This window comes from Janthinobacterium sp. P210006, from assembly GCF_036231885.1.
In the GTDB taxonomy this organism is placed as follows: domain Bacteria; phylum Pseudomonadota; class Gammaproteobacteria; order Burkholderiales; family Burkholderiaceae_D; genus Janthinobacterium; species Janthinobacterium violaceinigrum.
Genome location: NZ_JAZARD010000003.1, coordinates 593,524 through 613,937 on the forward strand (window position 1 = coordinate 593,524; position 20,414 = coordinate 613,937).

Annotated in this window: 22 protein-coding genes; 10 read left to right on the forward strand and 12 right to left on the reverse strand. The window is 66.1% G+C overall.

Translation table 11 applies throughout. The features are described from left to right. Positions 1–219: 219 nt before the first annotated feature. The gene (locus VPH41_RS16695) at positions 220–1,089 is read right to left on the reverse strand and encodes a transporter substrate-binding domain-containing protein (RefSeq protein WP_328570851.1); all 870 of its coding nucleotides are present in this window, start codon (positions 1,087–1,089) and stop codon (positions 220–222) included. A 249-nt stretch (positions 1,090–1,338) separates the two neighbouring features. Between VPH41_RS16695 and VPH41_RS16700 the strand changes: the two genes are divergently transcribed. Continuing rightward, complete coding sequence (locus VPH41_RS16700; RefSeq protein WP_071078113.1) at positions 1,339–1,602, forward strand: heavy-metal-associated domain-containing protein; 264 nt, start codon at positions 1,339–1,341, stop codon at positions 1,600–1,602. 38 nt (positions 1,603–1,640) lie between these two features. Here VPH41_RS16700 and ubiT read toward each other — a convergent pair whose 3' ends face one another. From ubiT to ubiU, 3 genes are read right to left on the reverse strand one after another with little or no spacing between them, the layout of a single operon-like run. Further along, positions 1,641–2,168: a ubiquinone anaerobic biosynthesis accessory factor UbiT gene (gene ubiT / locus VPH41_RS16705; protein ID WP_287778666.1), complete on the reverse strand. Its 528-nt coding sequence runs from the start codon at positions 2,166–2,168 to the stop codon at positions 1,641–1,643. Between the two features lie 20 nt (positions 2,169–2,188). After that, positions 2,189–3,085, reverse strand: coding sequence for a ubiquinone anaerobic biosynthesis protein UbiV (gene ubiV / locus VPH41_RS16710; protein ID WP_152256092.1), 897 nt, complete (start codon positions 3,083–3,085; stop codon positions 2,189–2,191). A gap of 9 nt (positions 3,086–3,094) precedes the next feature. Then, entirely contained in the window at positions 3,095–4,132 is a 1,038-nt protein-coding gene (ubiU, locus tag VPH41_RS16715; protein ID WP_413541530.1) for a ubiquinone anaerobic biosynthesis protein UbiU, read from the reverse strand. An 84-nt stretch (positions 4,133–4,216) separates the two neighbouring features. Here ubiU and VPH41_RS16720 point away from each other — a divergent pair, with 84 nt between their 5' ends. From VPH41_RS16720 to VPH41_RS16750, 7 genes are all read left to right on the forward strand, one after another. Beyond that, positions 4,217–4,705, forward strand: coding sequence for a hypothetical protein (locus VPH41_RS16720; protein ID WP_328570852.1), 489 nt, complete (start codon positions 4,217–4,219; stop codon positions 4,703–4,705). Between the two features lie 123 nt (positions 4,706–4,828). Then, positions 4,829–6,577 (forward strand): ribonucleoside triphosphate reductase, encoded by a 1,749-nt coding sequence (locus VPH41_RS16725; RefSeq protein ID WP_152282674.1) that lies wholly within the window; start codon positions 4,829–4,831, stop codon positions 6,575–6,577. Then, a complete protein-coding gene (gene nrdD, locus VPH41_RS16730; RefSeq protein WP_092712624.1) occupies positions 6,574–6,774 on the forward strand; it encodes an anaerobic ribonucleoside-triphosphate reductase in 201 nt (66 codons plus the stop codon). The genes VPH41_RS16725 and nrdD overlap by 4 nt, the downstream gene beginning before the upstream one ends. Further along, entirely contained in the window at positions 6,764–7,528 is a 765-nt protein-coding gene (locus VPH41_RS16735; RefSeq protein WP_328570853.1) for an anaerobic ribonucleoside-triphosphate reductase activating protein, read from the forward strand. The genes nrdD and VPH41_RS16735 overlap by 11 nt, the downstream gene beginning before the upstream one ends. 91 nt (positions 7,529–7,619) lie before the next feature. Continuing rightward, on the forward strand, positions 7,620–11,675 hold the full coding sequence (locus VPH41_RS16740; RefSeq protein ID WP_328570854.1) for a Pls/PosA family non-ribosomal peptide synthetase: 4,056 nt from the start codon (positions 7,620–7,622) through the stop codon (positions 11,673–11,675). After that, positions 11,675–12,202, forward strand: coding sequence for a 4'-phosphopantetheinyl transferase family protein (locus VPH41_RS16745; RefSeq protein WP_328570855.1), 528 nt, complete (start codon positions 11,675–11,677; stop codon positions 12,200–12,202). Before VPH41_RS16740 ends, VPH41_RS16745 begins: the two co-directional genes overlap by 1 nt. 198 nt (positions 12,203–12,400) lie before the next feature. Then, entirely contained in the window at positions 12,401–13,309 is a 909-nt protein-coding gene (locus VPH41_RS16750) for a LysR family transcriptional regulator (RefSeq protein ID WP_328570856.1), read from the forward strand. On the opposite strand, the gene VPH41_RS16755 is transcribed toward VPH41_RS16750, so the two are convergent. Further along, complete coding sequence (locus VPH41_RS16755) at positions 13,306–13,983, reverse strand: phosphoribosylanthranilate isomerase (RefSeq protein WP_328570857.1); 678 nt, start codon at positions 13,981–13,983, stop codon at positions 13,306–13,308. The two genes, VPH41_RS16750 and VPH41_RS16755, sit on opposite strands and share 4 nt — an antisense overlap. 126 nt (positions 13,984–14,109) lie before the next feature. On the opposite strand from VPH41_RS16755, the gene VPH41_RS16760 reads away from it, so the two are divergent. Continuing rightward, positions 14,110–14,337: a hypothetical protein gene (locus tag VPH41_RS16760; protein WP_077402374.1), complete on the forward strand. Its 228-nt coding sequence runs from the start codon at positions 14,110–14,112 to the stop codon at positions 14,335–14,337. A gap of 96 nt (positions 14,338–14,433) precedes the next feature. Continuing rightward, positions 14,434–14,838 (forward strand): hypothetical protein, encoded by a 405-nt coding sequence (locus VPH41_RS16765; protein ID WP_152282668.1) that lies wholly within the window; start codon positions 14,434–14,436, stop codon positions 14,836–14,838. A 92-nt stretch (positions 14,839–14,930) separates the two neighbouring features. Here VPH41_RS16765 and VPH41_RS16770 read toward each other — a convergent pair whose 3' ends face one another. The 7 genes from VPH41_RS16770 to VPH41_RS16800 form a co-directional block, all read right to left on the reverse strand. Continuing rightward, the gene (locus tag VPH41_RS16770) at positions 14,931–15,956 is read right to left on the reverse strand and encodes an RNA methyltransferase (protein WP_328570858.1); all 1,026 of its coding nucleotides are present in this window, start codon (positions 15,954–15,956) and stop codon (positions 14,931–14,933) included. Between the two features lie 66 nt (positions 15,957–16,022). Continuing rightward, complete coding sequence (locus VPH41_RS16775) at positions 16,023–16,364, reverse strand: zinc ribbon domain-containing protein YjdM (RefSeq protein ID WP_328570859.1); 342 nt, start codon at positions 16,362–16,364, stop codon at positions 16,023–16,025. A 92-nt stretch (positions 16,365–16,456) separates the two neighbouring features. Beyond that, positions 16,457–17,437 carry a CDF family Co(II)/Ni(II) efflux transporter DmeF gene (gene dmeF / locus VPH41_RS16780; RefSeq protein WP_328570860.1) on the reverse strand — a complete coding sequence of 327 codons (981 nt, stop codon included), beginning with the start codon at positions 17,435–17,437 and terminating at the stop codon, positions 16,457–16,459. Positions 17,438–17,455: 18 nt separating this feature from the next. Next, a complete protein-coding gene (locus VPH41_RS16785; protein ID WP_152256104.1) occupies positions 17,456–17,731 on the reverse strand; it encodes a metal/formaldehyde-sensitive transcriptional repressor in 276 nt (91 codons plus the stop codon). A gap of 122 nt (positions 17,732–17,853) precedes the next feature. Then, positions 17,854–18,678, reverse strand: coding sequence for a TlpA disulfide reductase family protein (locus VPH41_RS16790; protein ID WP_328570861.1), 825 nt, complete (start codon positions 18,676–18,678; stop codon positions 17,854–17,856). Positions 18,679–18,753: 75 nt separating this feature from the next. Beyond that, positions 18,754–19,464 carry a DUF2325 domain-containing protein gene (locus VPH41_RS16795; protein ID WP_328570862.1) on the reverse strand — a complete coding sequence of 237 codons (711 nt, stop codon included), beginning with the start codon at positions 19,462–19,464 and terminating at the stop codon, positions 18,754–18,756. A gap of 130 nt (positions 19,465–19,594) precedes the next feature. Then, entirely contained in the window at positions 19,595–20,200 is a 606-nt protein-coding gene (locus tag VPH41_RS16800) for a hypothetical protein (protein WP_328570863.1), read from the reverse strand. Positions 20,201–20,414: the final 214 nt, after the last annotated feature.

A 20,414-nucleotide genomic window follows, 5' to 3' on the forward strand; every position in this document is an offset into this window, starting at 1 on the left:
CCCGTTCTCGGGCTGGCAGACGCTGGCGGTTGAACGGGCGTACGGGGTCCCGCGCAGCACGGGACATGGAGGCCTGCGCTGGGGAAATGTTGTTACGAGGAATCATATTCGGTGAAAAATTTATAAGTGTCAACAGGTGTTCTGTTGAACACGCCTTGCGTTTTATCAAACATCGAGCGCACGATTGAAACGGTTGTTTGACACAAATCAACAAAACCATTAGTGATGTTTTGGGCGATACCACAGTGCCTTGCGCGCCAGCGGCGTGGCCTCCGGCAAGTCCGGATTGACCAGCTCCAGCACGTGGCGCCGGGGCAGCTGCAAGCTATCCGCCAGGCGGCCGAAATGCTGCTGGAACAGCTGCGCGAAGCTGCCATCGGCCAACATGGTTTCCAGTCCGATTTCAATATGGCGTGCCAGTTCCGGCCTGTGCTTGCCGACAAAAAAGTACAGCGCGGCCGGGTAGCGGATGACCAGGTGGGCGTCCAGCGCCAGCGGCAGTTGCGCATGGCTGGCCAGCTCGCTTTGCGCCTCGATCACGGAACGGGGAAAGTAATCGATGCGCCCTGCCGCCAGTTGCTGGAACAGGCCCTCGTAGGTGCTCGAGGTATCGAGGCGCAAGCCGTTTGCCTGCAGGATGGCGCAATCGGGCCAGTCGCGCATCTGGCCCGCCGACAGCCGCGCCAGGGCGGCGATGCTGCGCACGTCGCGCAGCAGCTGCGGCTGGCGCGCCTGGATCAGGGCCACGCGCCAGCCGATCAGGCCGCGGTCGATGGGGATGCGCACCGGCAGCAAATGCGTCTCGCGCGCGCGGCTCGTCATGGCCCACACGACGTCGACGCTGCCCGACGCCGTGGCGATTTCCTGCATGGCGCGCGTCTGCACCATGCGCAATTCCGAACGGCGCAAGGCATATGCGTGGCCCGAACGGGCCAGCGCCCGCTGCAGCAGGGCCGTCACATAAGCCTGCTGCGGATCGCTGAGCGCCTGGTGGCGCGGATACACGAGCAGCTGCGGCGGCGACGGGCCCGCGGCCGCCGCGCGCAACGGCCACAGGCCGGCAAGCATGAGCAGGGGGCGGCGCTGCATGGCCCCTCCTTTCCAGCGCTTTCATCAGCGTTCTTATCAGAATGACAGTATCGCGCAGCACGCTGCGCTTGTCGACTGGAATAGGGCAACTGTGTATAAAACAACAGCAGTTTCAGGCGGGTCCCAGGGGCCTGGAGTTAATACAGATCAACAAAAGCGCAAATAGCAAATAAATCTTGCGTGCTGCTCTGGACGGCATGCGCAGCCCTCGCCTACGCTGTTTTTTTATTTGAAAAACAAGAGGGATACATGCAAACAGCACGCTTGAATATCATCGGTATGGATCACGAAGGCTGCGCCGACAGGCTGACGGGAGCGCTCGAAGCCGTCACAGGCGTGGCCACCGTGTGCGTCTCGCTGGCGCGCCACGGGGCCACGGTGCAATTCGACGAGCGGCTGGCCACGCAGGAGCGCCTGCTGGCGGCCGTCAACGACGCCGGCTTCATGGGCGAAGCCTCCGACGAGGAACAACTGCCCTCCTGCAGCGGCGCCTGCGGCCACTGCCGCCACTGAACGCCTGCCACCGCCCTGCTCCGCTCCTCCCGCTCCGCCTACCCTTCCCGCGCGCCCCGGTCGCGCAGATGCGCGAGCACGCGGCGCGGTCCCAGCGCCTGCAGGTCGAACGGCGGCAGCTCGATGGCATCGAGCGTATTCTTGAACAGCAGGCCCAGTTCCGTATCGCCTTCCAGGCTCAGACGGCGGCTGAAGAACAGGGTGTCCGGATCCTCCTGGCGCCGCGCCAGCAGCATCAAATCATGCACGCTGGCGGCGATGCACAGGTCCGGCACATCGGCATAGCGCTCGGCCACGAACACCGTGCCCTGCCACTCGAAATCGAAGGCGATGCCCGCATCGAGCAGGCGCAGGCGCAAGCTGCGCCCTTCCAGGCTGCGCCGCACGTCGTCGGGCAACTGCGGCGCCAGCAAGCGGTTCAAGCCTTGCACGAACAGCCACGAAGCGGGATACGGCGGCAGCTTCGACAGCAGTTCGGCCAGCGGTTCGGGCAGCCGGTACGACGCTGCGGGCTTGCTGATGCCGGGCCGGGCCGGGACAGGCAGTCTTTCCAGTTGATCTTGCATGGTGTGTCCTTTCGATGCGTTCAATGAGCGGCGTGCTGTTCCATGCCAGGCTGGCCGTGCCAGTAACCGTCGCAGGCGCCGGCCGGCTGGCAGGCCGCCAGCTGCGCCTGGGCGCCGATGCCGCTGACCTGGCCGCGGCGGGCGCGGTCGAAGATGGCGATGACTTGTTCCGTATGCATGGCCTGCGGGCTGATGCGCGCCACCGCCACGCCCATGTCGCGCATGGCGTCGAGTTCGCGCACCAGGTTGTAGACGAGCGCCGACTGCGTCTGCGTGCCGTTGAGCACGAGGAACGGCACTTCGTCGCGCGTGCGCAGCAGCAGGCCGTCCGGCTCTTCCAGGCAGCTGTAGCCGCAATCGTCCTTCGGCAGGTTGCGGTTGCGCGCCGTGAAGCAGCGCGCGGAAAACGCCAGCGGCATGCGGCCGTAGGCGAATACCTCCGTCTCCAGGCCGTCCGGTTTCTGGCGCTGCATTTCAGCCAGCGCCGCCTGCCCCATTTCCAGCGGCATCACCCAGCGCCGCGCACCCAAGCGCGCCAGCAATTGCAGGCTGGGGCCATTGAACAGGTTCAGGTGGGGACCGGCGACGAAGGCGACGCCCTTTTCCATGCAGTGCACGGCGCCCATGTCGTTGGCTTCGACGCCGTAGCGGCCATTGCCCGTGATGCGGCGCAGGGTCGCCAGTTCCGCACCCGCCTCGATCAGCGCCTGCGTCGACAGCACCACTTCCTTGCCGGCAGCGGCCAGCATGTCGGCGATATCGAGCCAGTCGGCCAGGCGCACTTCATGCCGGCGCGAGCAGACGGTTTCGCCCAGGTAGACGATATCGACGGCGGTGCCGGCGATCTGCTGGTAAAACTCGAAGACCGTGGCGCGCGGCCAGTAGTACAGCAAAGGACCCAAAGAGAGTTTTAACATATTCTTCCTTTATTTCCAGGAGCGATGATAGGCACCGAGCGTGTGCTGCTGGCCCTCGGCCAGCTTGTCCATGGCCGCCATCCAGCCCGGCTTGACGGCATAGCGGGGATTGCCTTCGCGGCAGGCGTCGATCGCTTCGCGCCACACGCGCGTGACCTGCGCCACGTAGGCGGGACTGCGCTGGCGCCCCTCGATTTTCACGGCGCGCACGCCCATGGCGATCAGTTGCGGCAGCAGCGCCAGGGTATTCAGGCTGGCCGGTTCCTCGATCGCGTAATACTCTTCGTCGTTGACTTCGAAACGCCCCTTGCACAGGGTGGGATAGCTGGCGTTTTCGCCGGGCGCGTAGCGGTCGATCAGCACGCCGTTCAGGCGCGATTCCAGGCCATTCGGCGTTTCCAGCCAGCGCACGGATTTCGCCGGCGAGCAGACGCCGTGGGTGTTCGGCGCCTCGCCCGTCGCATACGACGACAATGCGCAGCGCCCTTCGACCATCACGCACAGGCTGCCGAAGCCGAACACCTCGATCTCGACTTCCGTCTTGGCTATCAGCTGCTCCACCTGCGCCATCGACAGCACGCGCGGCAGCACGGCGCGGGCGATGCCGAAGTGTTCATGGTAAAAATTGATGGCCTCGTAGTTGGTGGCCGATCCCTGCACGGACAGGTGCAGGCGCAGCTGCGGCTGGTGCTGGGCCGCGTAGGCCATCAGGCCCGGATCGGCGACGATCATGGCGTCGATGCCGGCATCGGCGGCGCGGTCGATGGCGCTGCGCCACACGGCCCAGTTGTGCGGCTGCGGATAGGTGTTCAGCGCCAGCAGCACCTTGCGTCCGTACTGATGGGCGTAGCGCACGCCCTCGGCGATGGCCTTTTCATCGAAATTGAGGCCGGCGAAATTGCGCGCATTGGTGGCGTCGCGAAAGCCCAGGTAGACGGTGTCGGCGCCATTGTCGATGGCCGCTTTCAGGGCAGGCAGGCTGCCGGCGGGACAGACCAGTTCCAGCGGTCCGGCCACGCGGGTGGCGGGGGTTGATTCAAGCATCATGATGTTCACAGTCCTGTATCGGCTCAGGGTGCAGACTATAGCCCCGCCCATGCCGCCCAGTCCTTGACGCAGGTGAAGGAATGCATGCATGGCTGGCGCGCGTTCGACTTGCTTGACCTGGCTGTAAAATGCCCGTCCCCTTACCCGATTCCGCTGACCACCATGCCCCGCAAACCGCTGCTGATCTTCCTGCTGACCCTGTTCCTCACCGTGCTGCAGGTGCAGTGGGCCGCCCCCGCCGACGGCTATGACGCCGAGACGCTCTCGATCCTGTCGCCCGAGGTGCTGGGCGCGTATCCGGGCGTATTGCTGCTGTTCCTGCTGGCCGTCTTCGCGCGCCGCGCCATGTCCGTGCCGCGCCAGGCCGCCATCTGTACGGGCTTGCTGGCCGCCTACTGGCTGCTGGCGAACTACGTCACCTTCGACGCGCGCGTGGCCAGCTGGAGCACGTTTTCGCCGCTGGAAATCTGGATGCACGTGCTGCCCGCCTCCGTCATCAGCATCGCCGTCTGCGGCGCCGCCTGGTTCGGCCTGGGCTGCGTCATCCTGCGCCAGTGGCGCGCGAAAAAATAAACCGCCGCGCTTTTTTCACTTGCATCAAGGATTTGTCACGCCACTGCACGCGCCCTTTGACGCCACTACATTTAGTCATTAATCTCAATAAAAACACCGCATGTTGTGTTTATTGGAGGTTTCATGACGACGAATGCAGTTTCCACCCCGCGCGGCCAGGTCGATGTCGCCGCGTCCATCAACGAATACCTGGAGCGGCGCGACTGGCGTGTCAACGCCAACGCCAACCAGGGTTACTCCCTGGGCGGCCTGATCCTCAATGTATCGGGCAAGGTCATCGCCAACTACTGGCTGGACCAGGTGTACCCGCCGGAAGTGGGCGCAGCGCACCGCGAAGCGGCCCTGCACATCCACGACCTCGACATGCTGGCCGGCTATTGCGCGGGCTGGTCGCTGCGCACCCTGCTGCATGAAGGCTTGAATGGCGTGCCGGGCAAGATCGAATCGGGCCCGCCCAAGCACATGTCGAGCGCCATCGGCCAGATCGTCAACTTCCTCGGCACCCTGCAAAACGAATGGGCCGGCGCGCAGGCGTTCAGCTCCTTCGACACCTATATGGCACCCTACATCCGCAAGGACAGCCTGCGCTACGAAGACGTGCGCCAATACATGCAGGAGCTGATCTTCAACCTCAACGTGCCATCGCGCTGGGGCACGCAGACGCCGTTCACCAACCTTACTTTCGACTGGGTCTGCCCGGACGACCTGCGCGAGCAGATTCCCGTCATCGCGGGCCGCGAGATGGACTTCAGCTATGGCGAGCTGCAGGCGGAAATGGACATGATCAACCGCGCCTACATCGAGATCATGATGGCGGGCGACGCCAAGGGGCGCGTGTTCACCTTCCCCATCCCCACCTATAACATCACCGAGGATTTCGACTGGCACAGCGAGAATGCCGAACGCCTGTTCGAGATGACGGCCCGCTACGGCCTGCCCTACTTCCAGAACTTCATCAATTCGGAACTCAAGCCGAACATGATCCGCTCCATGTGCTGCCGGTTGCAGCTGGACTTGCGCGAACTGCTGAAACGGGGCAATGGCCTGTTCGGTTCCGCCGAGCAGACGGGCTCCCTGGGTGTGGTGACGATCAATTGCGCGCGCCTGGGCCACCTGTGGCGCGGCGACGAGCCAGCCTTGATGGCCGACCTGGACCGCCTGCTGGAGCTGGGCAAGGCCAGCCTGGAAATCAAGCGCCGCACCATCGAGGAGCTGATGCAGCAAGGCCTGTTCCCCTACACGAAGCGCTACCTGGGCACCTTGCGCAACCACTTTTCCACCCTGGGCGTGAACGGCATCAACGAAATGATCCGCAATTTCAGCGGCGACGCCTATGACATCACGGCGCCCGAAGGCCATGCGCTGGCAGTGCGCCTGCTCGACCACGTGCGCGCCCGCATGGTGCAATTCCAGGAAGAGACGGGCCATATGTACAACCTGGAAGCGACGCCGGCCGAAGGCACGACCTACCGCTTTGCCCGTGAAGACCGCAAGCGCTATCCCGCCATCCTGCAGGCAGGCACTGTCGACAATCCGTATTACACGAACTCGTCGCAGCTGCCCGTGGGCCACACGGACGACCCGTTCGAGGCGCTGGAATTGCAGGACGCGCTGCAGCGCAAGTACACGGGCGGCACGGTACTGCACCTGTACATGACGGAAGCGCTGTCGGACGCCAACGCCTGCCGCGAACTGGTGAAACGCGCGCTGAGCCGCTTTTCGCTGCCCTACATCACGGTCACGCCCACGTTTTCCATCTGCCCGCGCCACGGCTACCTGGCCGGCAAGCATGAATTCTGTCCCACCTGCGACGCGGAGCTCATTGCCCGTAAGCAAGCCCAACCTGCTCCATCACTTGAGGAAACGCCATGAATGCACGTCCCGACTTCACTCCCGCCATCACCCTGCTCGATACGGAACGCCAGCGCTGCGAAATCTGGACCCGCGTGATGGGCTACCACCGCCCCGTCGCCTCGTTCAACATCGGCAAGCAGGGCGAGTTCCACGAGCGCCAGTATTTCACGGAAGCGAGCGCCCGGGTCGGCCAGCCCGCCTGCCATGGCGGCTGAACTGAAAGTGGGCGGCCTGACGCCCTTTTCCGCCACCGACTATCCGGGCAAGCTGGCGGCCGTCGTCTTCGTGCAGGGCTGCCCCTGGCGTTGCGGCTATTGCCACAACCCCCATCTGCAGCCGCGCACGCCGGACGGCGCCATGCCCTGGCGCGACGTCTTGACCTGGCTGCGCCGCCGCGTGGGCCTGGTCGACGCCGTCGTCTTCAGCGGCGGCGAGGCGTGCATGGACCCGGGCCTGGCGCGCGCCATGCAGGACGTCAAGGCGCTGGGCTTCGGCATCGGCCTGCACACGGCCTGCATCTATCCGCAGCGCCTGCAGGAAGTGCTGCCCCTCGTCGATTGGGTGGGGTTCGACATCAAGGCGCCGTTCAGCGACTATCGTCTTGTGACCCGCGTGGCGGGCAGCGGCGAGCCGGCGCGCGCCTGCCTGGACGCCATCCTCGCCAGCGGCGTGGCCCATGAATGCCGCACCACTACCCACCCGGACCTGCTGCCCGATGCGCAGCTGCTGGCCCTGGCCGCCACCCTGGCCGCGAAAGGCGTCAGCAACTACGTGCTGCAGCAGTTCCGGGCCGAAGGCTGCCAGGATGCGGCGCTGGCCGGCCGCCCCCTGCACGGCTATCCGGCGCCGCAGACCTTGGCGCAAATCGGTGCCATGTTTCCCCGTTTTACATTCCGTAACCATGACAATGAAGCCGGCGGCAACATAATTTCGGAAAGCCCCGCAAAATTCCCCGTTCTGCAACGCTGAAATGTCTTGCGTGCTGTAATGTATCAACTGTGCTGCGCAACGCGCGCAGCCCGTCAGATTCCTCACACAGCATTACAGATAAGCGTCATTCATGAACGATTTCACCGCAGTCAGCCCAGGCATTCCTTCCACCCACGCCGACATCCTGTACGGCCCGCCGCGACCGGATCTGCTGCGCGAGGAAGTGCTGGCCGACCTGCTCGAGGCGACCGCCCGCCGCTGCCCGCAGCAGATCGCCCTGATCGACGGCGCGCGCCGCATCACGTATGCGGAACTCGATGCGCAGGCAAGCCTGGCCGCGTCGCGCCTGGTGGCCGCCGGCGTCCAGCCCGGCGACATCGTGGGCCTGTGGCTGCCGCGCGGCGCCCACCTGCTGCTGATGCAGGCGGCCATTGCCAAGGCGGGCGCTGCCTGGCTGCCCGTCGATGAAGACACGCCCGTGGAACGCCTGCAGGTGTGTCTCGATGACGCCAGCGGCGCGGGCGTCGTCAGCTGCGCGCAGTTCGCGCCGCGCCTGGCGCAGGCCGGCATGGGCCGCCCCGTGTGGACGGCGGAAAGCCTGCTGGCCCCCGCCGCGCCGGGCGAAGCGCTGCCCGCGCGCGGCGCCGTGCTGCCAGAACACCCGGCATACGTGATCTACACGTCCGGCTCCACGGGCAAACCGAAGGGCATATTGATTTCCCAGCGCAGCATCTGCCACTTCCTGCGCAGCGAAAACGCCGTGCTGGAAGTGACGCAAGACGACACCGTCTACCAGGGATTTTCCGTCGCCTTCGACATGTCGTTCGAGGAAATCTGGATCGCCTACCTGGTGGGCGCCACCCTGTGGCTGGGCCCCAAGGACATTTCGGGCGATCCGGAAGCCTTGCCCCGCGCCCTGGCCGCAAACAAGGTCACCGTTCTGCACGCGGTGCCGACCTTGCTGGCCCTGTTCGCCGAGGAAGTGCCCAGCCTGCGCCTGATCAACCTGGGCGGCGAGATGTGCCCGGAATCGCTGGTCGAGCGCTGGTCGCGCCCGGGCCGCGCCATGTTCAACACCTATGGGCCCACGGAGGCGACCGTCTCGTGCAGCCTGGCGCGCCTGCGGCCCGGCGAACCCGTCACCATCGGCACGCCGCTGCCCAACTATGGCTTGCTGGTGCTGCAAGTGGCCGAAGCGGGAGAAAACCGTCCATTGACCCTGCTGCCACGGGGCGAGACGGGCGAATTGTGCATCATCGGCCCCGGCCTGGCCGAGGGCTACCTGGGCCGGCCCGACCTGACGGTGGAAAAATTCCTGCCCAATCCCTGGGCGACCAGCGACGACGATGCGCGCCTGTACCGCACGGGCGACCTGGCGCGCATCGATGCGGACGGCCAGGTGCTGTGCCTGGGCCGCGCCGACGACCAGGTGAAAATCCGCGGCTTCCGCGTGGAGCTGGGCGAGATCGAAGCCGTGCTGGCGCAACAGCCCGGTGTGGGCACGGTGGCCGTCCTGCTGCGCAAGGATGACGGCATCGACCAGCTGGTGGCCTACATCGTGGGCAGCGACGATGCGCCCGACGATGCGCTGGCGGCAAAAACCCTGCGCGCGGCCCTGAACCTGCATTTGCCGCCGTATATGGTGCCGGGCCGCTTCGAACTGCTGCCGCTGATGCCGCGCCTCACTTCCGGCAAGATCGACCGCAAGGCCTTGAAAGCCATGCCCCTGTCGGCGCCGCCGGCCGGCGAGGCGGGCGAATCGGACGTGCCGGAAACGCCGGCCGAAGCAGCCCTGTTCGCGGCGCTGGCGGCACTGTTCCCCGGCCAGGCGATCTTGCGCCAGCTGGATTTTTTCAGCGACCTCGGTGGCCACTCCTTCCTGGCCGCGCGCCTGGCATCGAGCCTGCGCGCCAATCCGGCCTACGCCCACATGACGGTGCGCGACATTTACCAGAACCGGCAGATCGGCAAGATCGCCGCCGTGCTCAATGAAGCGCCCGCGCTGGCCACGCCGGAAGCGGAATGGACGCCGCCATCGGCCTGGAAGCGCTGGACCTGCGGCGCGGCCCAGGCGGCGGCCGTGCCGGGCCTCGTCACCCTGCGCATGGCGCAGTGGATGGCGCCGTTCTTCACCTATCACTTCTTCACGGGCGATACGGGCGACACGGTGCCGCGCGCCATCGCCGCCTCGATCGGCGTGTTCCTGCTGGCGACCCTGGCCGAATTTGCCATCGCCATCGGCGGCAAGTGGCTGATCGCCGGGCGTCTGAAGCCGGGCAGCTATCCGCTCTGGGGCGTCACGTATTACCGCTGGTGGCTGGCCGACCGCCTGGTCGAATCGGCGCCCGCCTACCTGCTCAGCGGCTCGTCGCTGAACAGCTGGTGGCTGCGCGCGCTGGGCGCGAAGGTGGGCAAGGAAGTGGTCATCGGCTCGATGACCCTGCGCGCCCCCGACTTGCTGGCCATCGGCGACAACGTCAGCGTGGGCAATGCCGTCAACTTTGAAAACGCGCGGGTGGAACGGGGCCGTTTGCTGCTGGGCCAGATCCGCATCAGCGACGACGCCTGCATCAGCTCTTACGCGATTTTGGAGGGCAACACGCAAGTGGGCGCCTTCGGCCATCTGGAGGGGCAATCGGCGCTGGCCGATGGCGCCGCCGTGCCGGCCGGGCGCGTGTACACGGGTTCGCCCGCACGCGACATCGGCCCCTACGACCCGGCCAGCCAGCCGCCGCGCCCCGCCGTCTCGCGCCTGCGCCTGACGGGCGAAACCCTGTTCTTCTGCTTTGGCATGATCCTGATCGCCGTGCTGTTCTTCATGCCCGTCTTCCCCAGCTTCGTACTGATCGACTGGTTCGACGAGCGCGAAATGATGCCGTGGCTGCAGGGCCGCGACGTGACGACCCAGCTGGCCCGCTACTTCCTGCTGGCCTTCCCCGCCAGCGCCGTGCTGATCGTGCTCACCGCCCTGCTGTCGGCCGCCATCCGCTGGGGCGCGCTGCCCCGCCTGAAGCCGGGCAGTTCGCCCGTGCACAGCAATATCTATTGCGCCAAGTGGCTGGTCAGCCATATCCAGGAATCGAGCCTGAACGTCCTGCACGGCATCTATGCCACCGTCTACGCGCCCTACTGGTACCGCCTGCTGGGCGCCAAGGTGGGCAAGGGTGCCGAGATTTCCACGGCGCTGGGCGTGGTGCCCGACATGCTGACCCTGGGCGACGACACCTTCATCGCCGACGCCGTCATGCTGGGCGACGAGCAGATCGACGGCGGCTGGATGACCATGCGCCCCACCGTCATCTCGCACCGCAGCTTTGTCGGCAACGGCAGCTATATCCCGGACGGCACCGTGCTGCCCGAGCACGTGCTGATCGGCGTGCACACGCATGCGCCACGTAATGAACAGATGCACAGCGGCGACACGTGGCTGGGCTCCCCGCCCATGCACTTGCCCGCGCGCGAACAGGTCAGCGGCTATGCGGAGCACCTGACGTTCAAGCCGTCCGTGCTGCGCCGCCTGGGCCGCAGCCTGATCGAAGCGTTCCGCATCGTCGCACCGCACGCGGTGGTGATCGCCGTCGGCTACACCCTGGTGCTGGACGTGATGCCCATCGCGGGCGCGGGACGCTGGGGCGAAGTCGTGGGCGACCTGGCGATTGCCGGCATCGCCTACGGCATCGGCAATTTCCTCGTCGTCGTGCTGTTCAAGTGGCTGCTGCTGGGACGCTACCGCAAGCACGCGGCGCCCATGTGGACGCCGTTCGTGTGGATTTCGGAAGGCGTGACGAATCTGTACGAAGGCATCGCCGTGCCCAATTTCATGCGCTACCTGCGCGGCACGCCGTGGCTGCCGCTGGCCTTCCGCCTATTCGGCTGCAAGATCGGCCGCGGCGTCTACATGGACACGACGGACATCACGGAATTCGACTGCGTGCACATCGGCGACTACAGCGAATTGAATGCCCTCACCTGCCCGCAAACGCATCTGTTCGAAGACCGCGTGATGAAGATCGACCACGTGGAGATCGGCCAGCGCGTCTACATGGGCCCGCGCAGCTCCGTGCTGTACAGCGCCAAGGTGGGCGACAATGCACGCCTGGGCCCCTTGACCCTGGTGATGAAGGGCGAACACATCCCTGCTGGCAGCAACTGGGCCGGCTGCCCGGCGGCGCCGCTGCGCAGCTGATGGATATAACGGTGCTGTGGTCGGCGGACGACGTGCTGGCGATCGGCATCGCCGCCGTCCTGCCGCGCGCCGAAGCCCGGTTGCGCATCCGCGCCGCCGTGCGCGAGGCGGTGGCGCGCTGGCTGAAGATGGACATCGATGCGATTTCGCTGGAGTCTACGCCGGGCGCCCCTCCCCGCCTGCTGCTGGCAGGCCGCCCGGCGGGCCTGTCGTTCAGCCATGACGACGGCTGGTCGCTGGCCGCCATCCACCTGCATGGGGCCGTCGGCATCGACGTGATGCGCGTGCAGGACATTCCCGACTGGCGGCAAGTGGCGCGCGATTACCTGGGGCCGCAGGTGACGCTGGAGCTGGCTTCGTTACCCGATGCTCAACGTCCTTTGGCCCTGGCCCAGGCGTGGACGGCGCGCGAGGCGGCGCTCAAGTGCGCGGGCTTGCCGCTGGCGGAGTGGGATGGCGCGGCGCCAGCTTGCCGCCTGCAGCTGCTGTCCCTGCCAGCGCCCTATGCGGCAACGCTCGCATACTAATCCTCCTTGCCATCGGACGCACCGCCGATCTGGACGAAAATCAGTTTTGCGATAATACTGACGAGCAGCCCCAGCACCCCGATCAATTCCAGCATGGCCATTCCTTTGCAGTGACAGCAGACCAACCCACTGTAGCGCGCTTGCGGCATCCAGGCTAATATCAAATCCGGCAGTCACCGATCTCGAAAAGGCATACGATTGATTTCTCTCAAACAGTTCAAGTACTTTGTCGAGATTGTCGATGCGGGCAGCTACTCGCGCGCGGCGGAAAAACTGTACATCGCGCAGTCGGCCCTGAGCCGGCAGATCAAGGAGCTGGAAGGCGAAGTGCAGGCGCTGCTGCTGACGCGCGACGCGCGCCATATCGAACTCACGCCCGCGGGACAGGTCTTCTATGAGCGGGCCAGGCGCATCCTCGACGACATCGAGGAAACCGTGCGCCAGACGCGCCACGTGGGACAGGGCGAGCAAGGCATCATCCGCCTGCTGCATTCGAGTTCCGTGACCCTCACGCCCGCCATCGGCGCCGTGCTGAACCGCCTGCTGGCGCAGTTCCCTGGCGTCTCACTCGACATATCAAAAGGCTCATCGGAAAACCAGGCGGCCGACATCGAGGAAGGCCGCGCCGACCTGGGCCTGGTGCGCCTGCCTACCTTGCGCAAGCACGCCAACATCGTCGTGCGCGAGCTGTTTGCGGAAAAGCTGGTGGTGGCCGTGTCATCGGCCTCGCCGCTGGCGACACTGGACAGCACGACGATTGCCGCCCTGCGCAACGAAGCCTTCGTCTCGATTCCGCACAAGGACCGGGGAGGCCTCAGCTACCTGGTGGCGGGCCTGTGCCTGGCGCAGGGTTTCTTTCCGAAGGCGGCGCGCGCCCTGTCGCGCAAGACGTCGCAGCTGAACCTGATCGAGGCGAACATGGGCATCGCCATCGTCCCCGACAGCATGCGCCTGGTGGCGCCGCCCGGCGTGCGCTTCATCACGCTGCCGGACGAGGAATCGCATTCCATCGTGGGCCTGATCTCGCCGCGCGCGGCCAGCGGCATGGTGGCCGCGTTCACGGAAGCGTTCGTGCGCGAGATGAACACCCTGCCGACGGACGATTAACCTTCCGCGTACAGCGCCGCATCAGCGTCGCGCACGGCCGCCATCAGCAGGGCCAGCTTCATGACATCGAGCTTGCCGTCCGTGCGCACGCGCGAGCACAGGTCGATGCCGTAGGGGCGCACCTGGCGCAGCGCCTCCATCACGTTGGCCGCGTCCAGCCCGCCGGCCAGGAAGACGGGACGGGGGCTGGCGCGCACGAAGCGCGCGCTGACGGACCAGTCGTGCGTGCGGCCCGTGCCGCCCAGTTCAGGCACGGCCGCGCCGGGGCGGCCCGAATCGAGCAAAAACGCATGGACGTGGGGCGCGTAGGCGGGAATCAGGTCCAGCGCCTGCGGTCCTTCCACGTGGATCACCTGCACGCGCCGCACGTGCGGCAGCAGGCGCGCCAGTTCAGCCACCTCGCCCGAGTCGATATGGCCGACGATCTGCACGGTCGATGGCTGCGTGGCGCGCACGTGTCCGGCGATGGCCTGCGCCGTCGTCTCGGACGTCAGCAGGAACGTGGCCACGGGCGGCGGCGTCCAGGCGGCGATCTGCGCAATGCGCGCGTCGGGGATCGGGCCGGGACCGGACGGCATGGCCGCCACCAGGCCCAGCGCGTCGGCGCCGGCGGCAATCGCCAGTTGCGCTTCGTCGATGGAAGCGATGCAGCAGATCTTGATGCGGGTTCTCATGGCCTTGCATGTTCAGTCGGGATGATCAACATTACAACACAGGGCGGCGCGCACGCCAAGACACGCGGTCAAGCCCGTGCGCGATTGTGTGCCAGAATGGGCCATTGCCCACTTCCCGAGGAATCCATGGCCGACTACAAGAACCCCAGCTACGTGGCCCGTTCCATGCACCCGCGCTTCGATGAACTGACGTCGCCGGGCGAAGCCGTGCCGTATTCGGGCATCTACCGCTGCGACGGCTGCGCGCACGAGATCGTGTCGACGGAAGGCCACGTCATGCCGCCGCAAAACCACCATCAGCACAGCAGCGAGCAAGGTCCGATCCGCTGGCGCCTGATCGTCAGCCCGCGCTGATGCCGCATGACGCGGGGCGATGCTGCGGCGCAGATTGACAGGCGCCGGGCGCCGGCCGATACTTGATTTTTCCGCAGCCGCCACTGGAACGCCAGCATGCGCATCGTCGATTTTGAAGTCCGCAAGGAATGCCCGCCGCAGCTGTGCGACTGCGAGCGCGAGCGGCTGCTGCACGATCCGCAGGCGGACGTTTCCATCCTGCGCCTGAACCTGACGGAAGAAAAGCGCCTGCTCGCGCATATCGAGCAGATCGACAGCTATGCGCAGTTAAAGAAACTGCAAGAGCGCTTGAAGAGCAACCTGGGCGTGGCATTGCAGATCGCGCCGGGCAGCGGCGAAGTGCGTACCGTGCGCGGCTTCCAGATCCGCCTGCAGGAACAGCCGGGCCTGTGCCGCAAGACGCGCGCCGCCATCCCGGCCGCCGTGCGGCGCTGCCTGGCCGCGCATCCCGAGATCGCGTTTGCGATATTGAATGAAAACGATTTGCTGGGCGGAGCATAAGCGAGGGCTGGGGTCAGACCCTCAACGCCGTTAGCGTCAAGCTCAGTGCCAACGTATCCGGGGGTCTGCCCCCGGCTCTACGCTGGGTGCCGTTACGCCGCGCGGATGGCAATGACCTTGCCCTTCGCTGCGCGTGCGCGCAGCTGCCCGCAGCCCCCTTCCACGTCCTGCCCGGCCGAATCGCGCAGCTTGGTCAGCACGCCCCGTTCGTGCAGGGCCGCGGCGATGGCCCGCGCCTTTTCCCAGCTGGGGCGCCGGAACGGCAGATCGTCGATGGTGTTATACGGGATCATGTTGAGCACCGCATATTTCCCCTTCAGCAGGTCGACGATGCCATCCATCTCGTCCGCGCCATCGTTGACGCCTTCCATCAGGGTCCATTGATACTGCACCGGGTAGCCGGTCAAGCGCGCATACGACTCGCCGAAGTCCACCAGCTCGCGCGGCGTGAGCCTGGGCGCGCGCGGCAGCAGCTGCTCGCGCAGCTCCCGCTTTGTCGTGTGCAGGGACAGGGCCAGCGCCGGCTTGACCCTTCCCTGCGGCAGGCGCTCGAACGCGCGCGGGTCGCCCACGGTGGAAAACACGAGGTTCTTGTGGCCGATATTGCCCTCGGTACCCAGCAGGTCGATCGCCTCCATCACATTGTTCAGGTTATGCGCCGGTTCGCCCATGCCCATGAAGACGACTTTTTTCACGCGACGCAGGGTACGCGCCAGCACCACCTGGGCCACGATCTCGCCGCTGGTCACTTGCCGTATCAAGCCGTCGCGGCCCGTCATGCAGAACTGGCAGCCCACGGCGCAGCCCACCTGGCTGGACACGCACAGGCCGTCGCGCGGCAGCAGCACGCTTTCCACCGTCTGGCCGTCGTGCAGCCCCACCAGCAGGCGCGCGGAACCGTCGGCGCCCGGATGGCTGCTGAGCAGTTTCAGCATGCCCTGCAATTCGGCGTCCAGCGCGGGCAAGGCCTCGCGCACGGGCAGCGGCAGGAAATCCTCGGCGCGGCGCCGGCCCTGGTCGTGCGGCTGCGCCTGTATCCAGTCGCGCAGCACGCGCTGTTCGTGCAGGGGCTTGGCGCCCAGCGCGCGCAGGCGCTGGCGGAGATGGTCAATTTGCATGGCGTCCGGATAAAGAACGGCGCGCCGGCAAAAATGCGAGGCGCGCCGCGGATGGCAATATACAGCTTAGACTTTTTTCACGAACTCGGTTTTCAGGCTCATGGAGCCGAAGCCGTCGATCTTGCAATCGATATCATGGTCGCTGTCGACCAGGCGGATATTCTTGACCTTGGTGCCCATCTTGACGACACCGCCGCCGCCCTTCAATTTCAAGTCCTTGATGACGCTGACCGTGTCGCCGTCCTGCAGGATGTTGCCGGCCGCATCGCGGTACACACGGGCGCCCTCTTCCACCGCATCGCCAGCCGTGGCCGACCATTCATGCGCGCATTCAGGGCAGATCAACTGGCTGCCGTCTTCGTACGTGAATTCGGATTTGCATTGCGGGCATGGTGGTAATGTGCTCATACTTCTCTCTGTCTGGTGAACAGCGCCTGGCTGTAAAAGCCGACATTATACTGCCTACGCCCCGTATCAGCTTGCTTTTTTCGCCATCATTATCAAGACCGCCGCACAATCTCGATGGTGCTGTGGACGATTTCCTCGTGGATGCCGATGCGCGCGCGCAGCTGGGCCGCTGTCAGCGCGGGGTCGCGGCTGACCACGGACAAGGCGCACGAGTACAACTGCTTGCCCACCCGCCAGACGTGCAGGTCGACGATGCGCGGCGTGTCGCCGCCCGCTTCCACTTCCACGGCCTCGCGGATTTCAGCCACCACGGGGTGGTCCATCTCGCGGTCCAGCAAGACCTTGCCCGTCTCCTGCATCAGCTTTTTCGCCCACAGCGCCACCAGCACGGCGCCCGCGATGCCCATCACGGGGTCGAGCCAGCTCCAGCCGTAAGCCCACGCGCCGGCCAGCGCGACGATGGCCAGCACGGACGTGGCGGCATCGGCCAGCACGTGGACGTATGCGGCCTTCATGTTCAGGTCTTCGCCATGGCCGTGGTGCTCTGGATGGCCGTGGTGGTCATCATGGTCGTGATGGTCGTGACCATGGTCATGCCCGTGGTCGTGGTGCCCGCCCAGGATCAGCGCGCACACCAGGTTCACCAGCAGGCCGAAGGCCGCCACCGCCATGGCCTGCGGATAATGGATGGGCTGTGGCGAAAACAGGCGCTCGACGGAAGCGGCCACCATCAGCACGGCCACGCCCAGCAGCAGGATGGCGCTCGTGTAGCCGGCCAGCACTTCGATCTTCCACGTGCCGAAGGCAAAGCGGGGATCGCGCGCATAGCGGCGTGCCGCCGCATACGCAAAGGCGGCCAGGCCGATGGCCAGCGCGTGCGAACTCATATGCCAGCCATCGGCCAGCAGGGCCATGGAGTTGTACCACCAGCCGGCGACGATTTCCAGCGCCATGGTGGCCAGGGTGATCCACATGACGATGCGCGCGCGGCGTTCCGCCTTGTCGCTGGCGGCGCCAAAGACGTGATCGTGCTGCCAGGCGGACAGGTCTTCCCCGATGTGTTGTGGTCTCATGCTGGTCTCTCCGGCCGATTATTTGAGGTAGGTGCGCAGGATGGCGGCGATGTCGTCGGCGCCCTTGCTCCGCTCGTCGCCGGCCAGATCGGGACTGGCCACGTGCTCGCGCAAGTGCTCCTCGATCACTTCGGCCATCAGGCCATTCACGGCGCCGCGCACGGCGGCGATCAGCTGCAGCACTTCGCCGCAGTCGCGACCCTCTTCCAGGCCCCGCTCCAGGCCTTCCACCTGCCCGCGGATGCGCTTCACGCGATTGAGCAGCTTGGTCTTGTTGTGTGCCGTGTGTCCCATGGTTTCATCCTGATAAATACTATAGGGGGGTATACTATCAGGAAAATCCTCCTGCGGCGGCCAGTCGTAAAAAAAGCCGCGCATCCTCGCGGATGGGCGGCTCGCCAAATGAAGACTATGCGCTAGGGCGCCGGCGCGATCTTCTGCAGCTTGCTGGCCAGCGAGGCATCGGACAGTTCGCCCAGGTGGGTGTCGACCAGGCGTCCCTGCGCGTCATAAAACAGCGTCGTCGGCAGGGCCGAGGAGCCGGCCGCCTTGCCCAGCGCCGCCTCGCTGTCAAGCACCACATTGCGCAGGGTCGCGCCGCTCCGCGCCAGGAAAGCGCTGGCGGCCGCCGCATCCTCGCGCTGGTTCGCGTAGACGAAGACGATATCGGCGCGCGCCTGCTGCGCGGCGGCCAGCACGGGCATCTCGCGCCGGCATGGCGGGCACCAGCTGGCCCATAAATTGACCACCAGCGGCTTGCCGCCGGCCAGCGCCGCCAGGGTCGCCGGCGCGCCGTCGACCGTTTGCAGCGCCACGGTGGGCAAGGCTGCCGGCTTGCCGTACGCCAGATACAGGCCCGCGCTCAGCACGCCCCAGGCCAGTGCGCCGGACGCCACGCTGATGGCCAGCGGACGGCGCATGGCCGCCATGGCCGGACGCCGGCAGCGCCACGCGGCGATGGCCAGCGCGGCGGCGATGCCGGCCGGCGCCATAAAGCCGCCGTCGCGGATATTCAGGATGGACCAGGGCGCGGCCAGGTACTGCTCGTGCCAGCGCAGCACGAACGCCAGGCGCGCCGCCAGCAGGCCGGCGATCAGCAGGTCGGAAACGAGGGGGCCGGCATCGTGCAGCTGGCGGTAGCGCCGCAGCCAGTACGCGACGCCGTAGGCCACGCACAGGGAAACGAACAGCAGGACCAGGCCCGTAGGCAGGGCCAGGGGGCCGATTTGCAGGGACAGCATGGGCACTCTCTATCACGTCGAAGGGACGGACACTGTGCCCCAGGCGGATTAAGCCGGCGTTAAGCGGCGCCCGTCTCAGGTAGCCAGCGCTTCCTTGCGCACGAAATGCATGGCCTGCGGCTGGTCCACCAGCACGCACTGCTTGCCCGTGCGCTTGCAGTGGTCGTGCACGCGCCAGTAGGCATCGTGGCTGACGCAGCCCGTCTGGCAAATCACCAGGTCGGCCGCCACCAGGCCCGCTTCCAGCGCGGCCACATCGTCGGCGCCGGCATCGCCGCCCGCGTGGTGCAGGAAGCGCCCGCCCGCCTGCTCGATGGCTTGCTGCGCCACGTTGGCGCCGTGCGCATCCTGGCCCGCTTCCTCGTTTAAATAGTTGCCCACATACAGCACGGCTTTTTCGCGCACGCCAGCGAGCAAGTCCGCTTGCAGCGCGGAGCGGGGCACGGCCGATGGCGCGGGCACCCATTGCAGACGCAGCAATTCGCGCATCAAATCCTGTACCCGCTCGCTGAGCCATTCGACCTTGCGCGCCAGCCGCGCCCGCGTCGGCAAGCCCGGCGCGGCCGCAGTCAATTCGGCCAATTCCTCGCGCGCCAGCGCCAGCTTCGTATCGCGGATCACGACCTGCGCCCGCGCGCGCATCAATTCCGACTCCAGCTGCGCGATGCGGGCCGCCTGCGCGGCCAGCTGCGCACTGCAGCGGGCCTGCGCCCGTCCATACTCGCCCATCAGCACGCGATGCTCGCGCGCGATCGGGTCTTCATTGCCATACATACTGCCCATCATGCCCTCCTTCACTACCCTTGGCGCCATGGCGCCAGCCCATCGCTACCCCATAGACCCGGATTATAAATGAGAATCATTATTATTTGTGTAAGCGCGCGTGCGCAGTAGGGGTATGCCAAGGTTGGCCGCATCAAGCGGCGGGCGGGCAGGACAGCATGCGCCGCCAGACGTCGTCCTGCACTTGCCGCACCTGCCGCAAGCCGTCCGGCCCCCGGTAGATGTCCAGGGTGTTCGGCCACGCCATATCGATGAACAGCAGCCGCGCCGGATCGATCAGCAGGGACTGGCCGACATAGTTCCCTTTGATCTCGCCCTTGTTCACGGTCAGCAGGCGCGCGCCGCCGGCCAGCGCCCGCTCTTCCAGCGCCACGCCGCTGCGCTCGGCGACATCGCGCAGCCAGCGTTCGCGCCAGCGCGCCTGCTCGCCGAACTGCCCCGTTGGCGGCCGGTCCAGCTTGACGACAGCCGCCACGGGCCCGCCTCTCCCCGCCTGCAGCGAAAAGCCCACGCGCTCCTGCAGTTCGACCGTGTATGCCTCGCCCTTGACGTCGATCCGGTAGCGCCCCGCCCCGTCCTGCATCAGCAGGTCCGCCTGGTGGTAGCCAGGCTGGACGCACTGGGCGTACTGATAGGCCAGCACATCGAGGAACGGTGGTTCGGCGGGAGGCGGCGCCGCCATGGCGGACGCCAGGCTGGCACACAGGGCGGCCGCGGCCGCGCATTTCATCGTATTCATTCTTGCTCCGGTTCGCGTGGGGTGGCGATGGCGACCGAAAAACAGGCCCGGCACGCCATCATGTTGCTTTTATATAAAATCTTGCACTATTTTTTCTGATGGTGAATTTGGCAAGACAGGCACTGTACCCGATAGGGGAAAAATGCCCCGCACAGCCGGCGCAGAACGGCCGCTGGCGCACGATTCAATTGAATCGCGCTTGTTAAATCACTAT

What these genes read in the sequence shown, in the direction of transcription:
- VPH41_RS16745 (WP_328570855.1), top strand. Translation starts at nt 11,675, where the DNA reads ATGGATATAACGGTGCTGTGGTCGGCGGACGACGTGCTGGCGATCGGC.
- VPH41_RS16755 (WP_328570857.1), bottom strand. Translation starts at nt 13,983, where the DNA reads ATGAGAACCCGCATCAAGATCTGCTGCATCGCTTCCATCGACGAAGCG.
- VPH41_RS16800 (WP_328570863.1), bottom strand. Translation starts at nt 20,200, where the DNA reads ATGAATACGATGAAATGCGCGGCCGCGGCCGCCCTGTGTGCCAGCCTG.
- VPH41_RS16785 (WP_152256104.1), bottom strand. Translation starts at nt 17,731, where the DNA reads ATGGGACACACGGCACACAACAAGACCAAGCTGCTCAATCGCGTGAAG.
- ubiT (WP_287778666.1), bottom strand. Translation starts at nt 2,168, where the DNA reads ATGCAAGATCAACTGGAAAGACTGCCTGTCCCGGCCCGGCCCGGCATC.
- VPH41_RS16795 (WP_328570862.1), bottom strand. Translation starts at nt 19,464, where the DNA reads ATGATGGGCAGTATGTATGGCAATGAAGACCCGATCGCGCGCGAGCAT.
- VPH41_RS16695 (WP_328570851.1), bottom strand. Translation starts at nt 1,089, where the DNA reads ATGCAGCGCCGCCCCCTGCTCATGCTTGCCGGCCTGTGGCCGTTGCGC.
- VPH41_RS16790 (WP_328570861.1), bottom strand. Translation starts at nt 18,678, where the DNA reads ATGCTGTCCCTGCAAATCGGCCCCCTGGCCCTGCCTACGGGCCTGGTC.
- ubiU (WP_413541530.1), bottom strand. Translation starts at nt 4,132, where the DNA reads ATGATGCTTGAATCAACCCCCGCCACCCGCGTGGCCGGACCGCTGGAA.
- VPH41_RS16735 (WP_328570853.1), top strand. Translation starts at nt 6,764, where the DNA reads ATGGCGGCTGAACTGAAAGTGGGCGGCCTGACGCCCTTTTCCGCCACC.
- VPH41_RS16725 (WP_152282674.1), top strand. Translation starts at nt 4,829, where the DNA reads ATGACGACGAATGCAGTTTCCACCCCGCGCGGCCAGGTCGATGTCGCC.
- dmeF (WP_328570860.1), bottom strand. Translation starts at nt 17,437, where the DNA reads ATGAGACCACAACACATCGGGGAAGACCTGTCCGCCTGGCAGCACGAT.
- VPH41_RS16775 (WP_328570859.1), bottom strand. Translation starts at nt 16,364, where the DNA reads ATGAGCACATTACCACCATGCCCGCAATGCAAATCCGAATTCACGTAC.
- VPH41_RS16720 (WP_328570852.1), top strand. Translation starts at nt 4,217, where the DNA reads ATGCATGGCTGGCGCGCGTTCGACTTGCTTGACCTGGCTGTAAAATGC.
- ubiV (WP_152256092.1), bottom strand. Translation starts at nt 3,085, where the DNA reads ATGTTAAAACTCTCTTTGGGTCCTTTGCTGTACTACTGGCCGCGCGCC.
- nrdD (WP_092712624.1), top strand. Translation starts at nt 6,574, where the DNA reads ATGAATGCACGTCCCGACTTCACTCCCGCCATCACCCTGCTCGATACG.
- VPH41_RS16765 (WP_152282668.1), top strand. Translation starts at nt 14,434, where the DNA reads ATGCGCATCGTCGATTTTGAAGTCCGCAAGGAATGCCCGCCGCAGCTG.
- VPH41_RS16770 (WP_328570858.1), bottom strand. Translation starts at nt 15,956, where the DNA reads ATGCAAATTGACCATCTCCGCCAGCGCCTGCGCGCGCTGGGCGCCAAG.
- VPH41_RS16760 (WP_077402374.1), top strand. Translation starts at nt 14,110, where the DNA reads ATGGCCGACTACAAGAACCCCAGCTACGTGGCCCGTTCCATGCACCCG.
- VPH41_RS16700 (WP_071078113.1), top strand. Translation starts at nt 1,339, where the DNA reads ATGCAAACAGCACGCTTGAATATCATCGGTATGGATCACGAAGGCTGC.
- VPH41_RS16740 (WP_328570854.1), top strand. Translation starts at nt 7,620, where the DNA reads ATGAACGATTTCACCGCAGTCAGCCCAGGCATTCCTTCCACCCACGCC.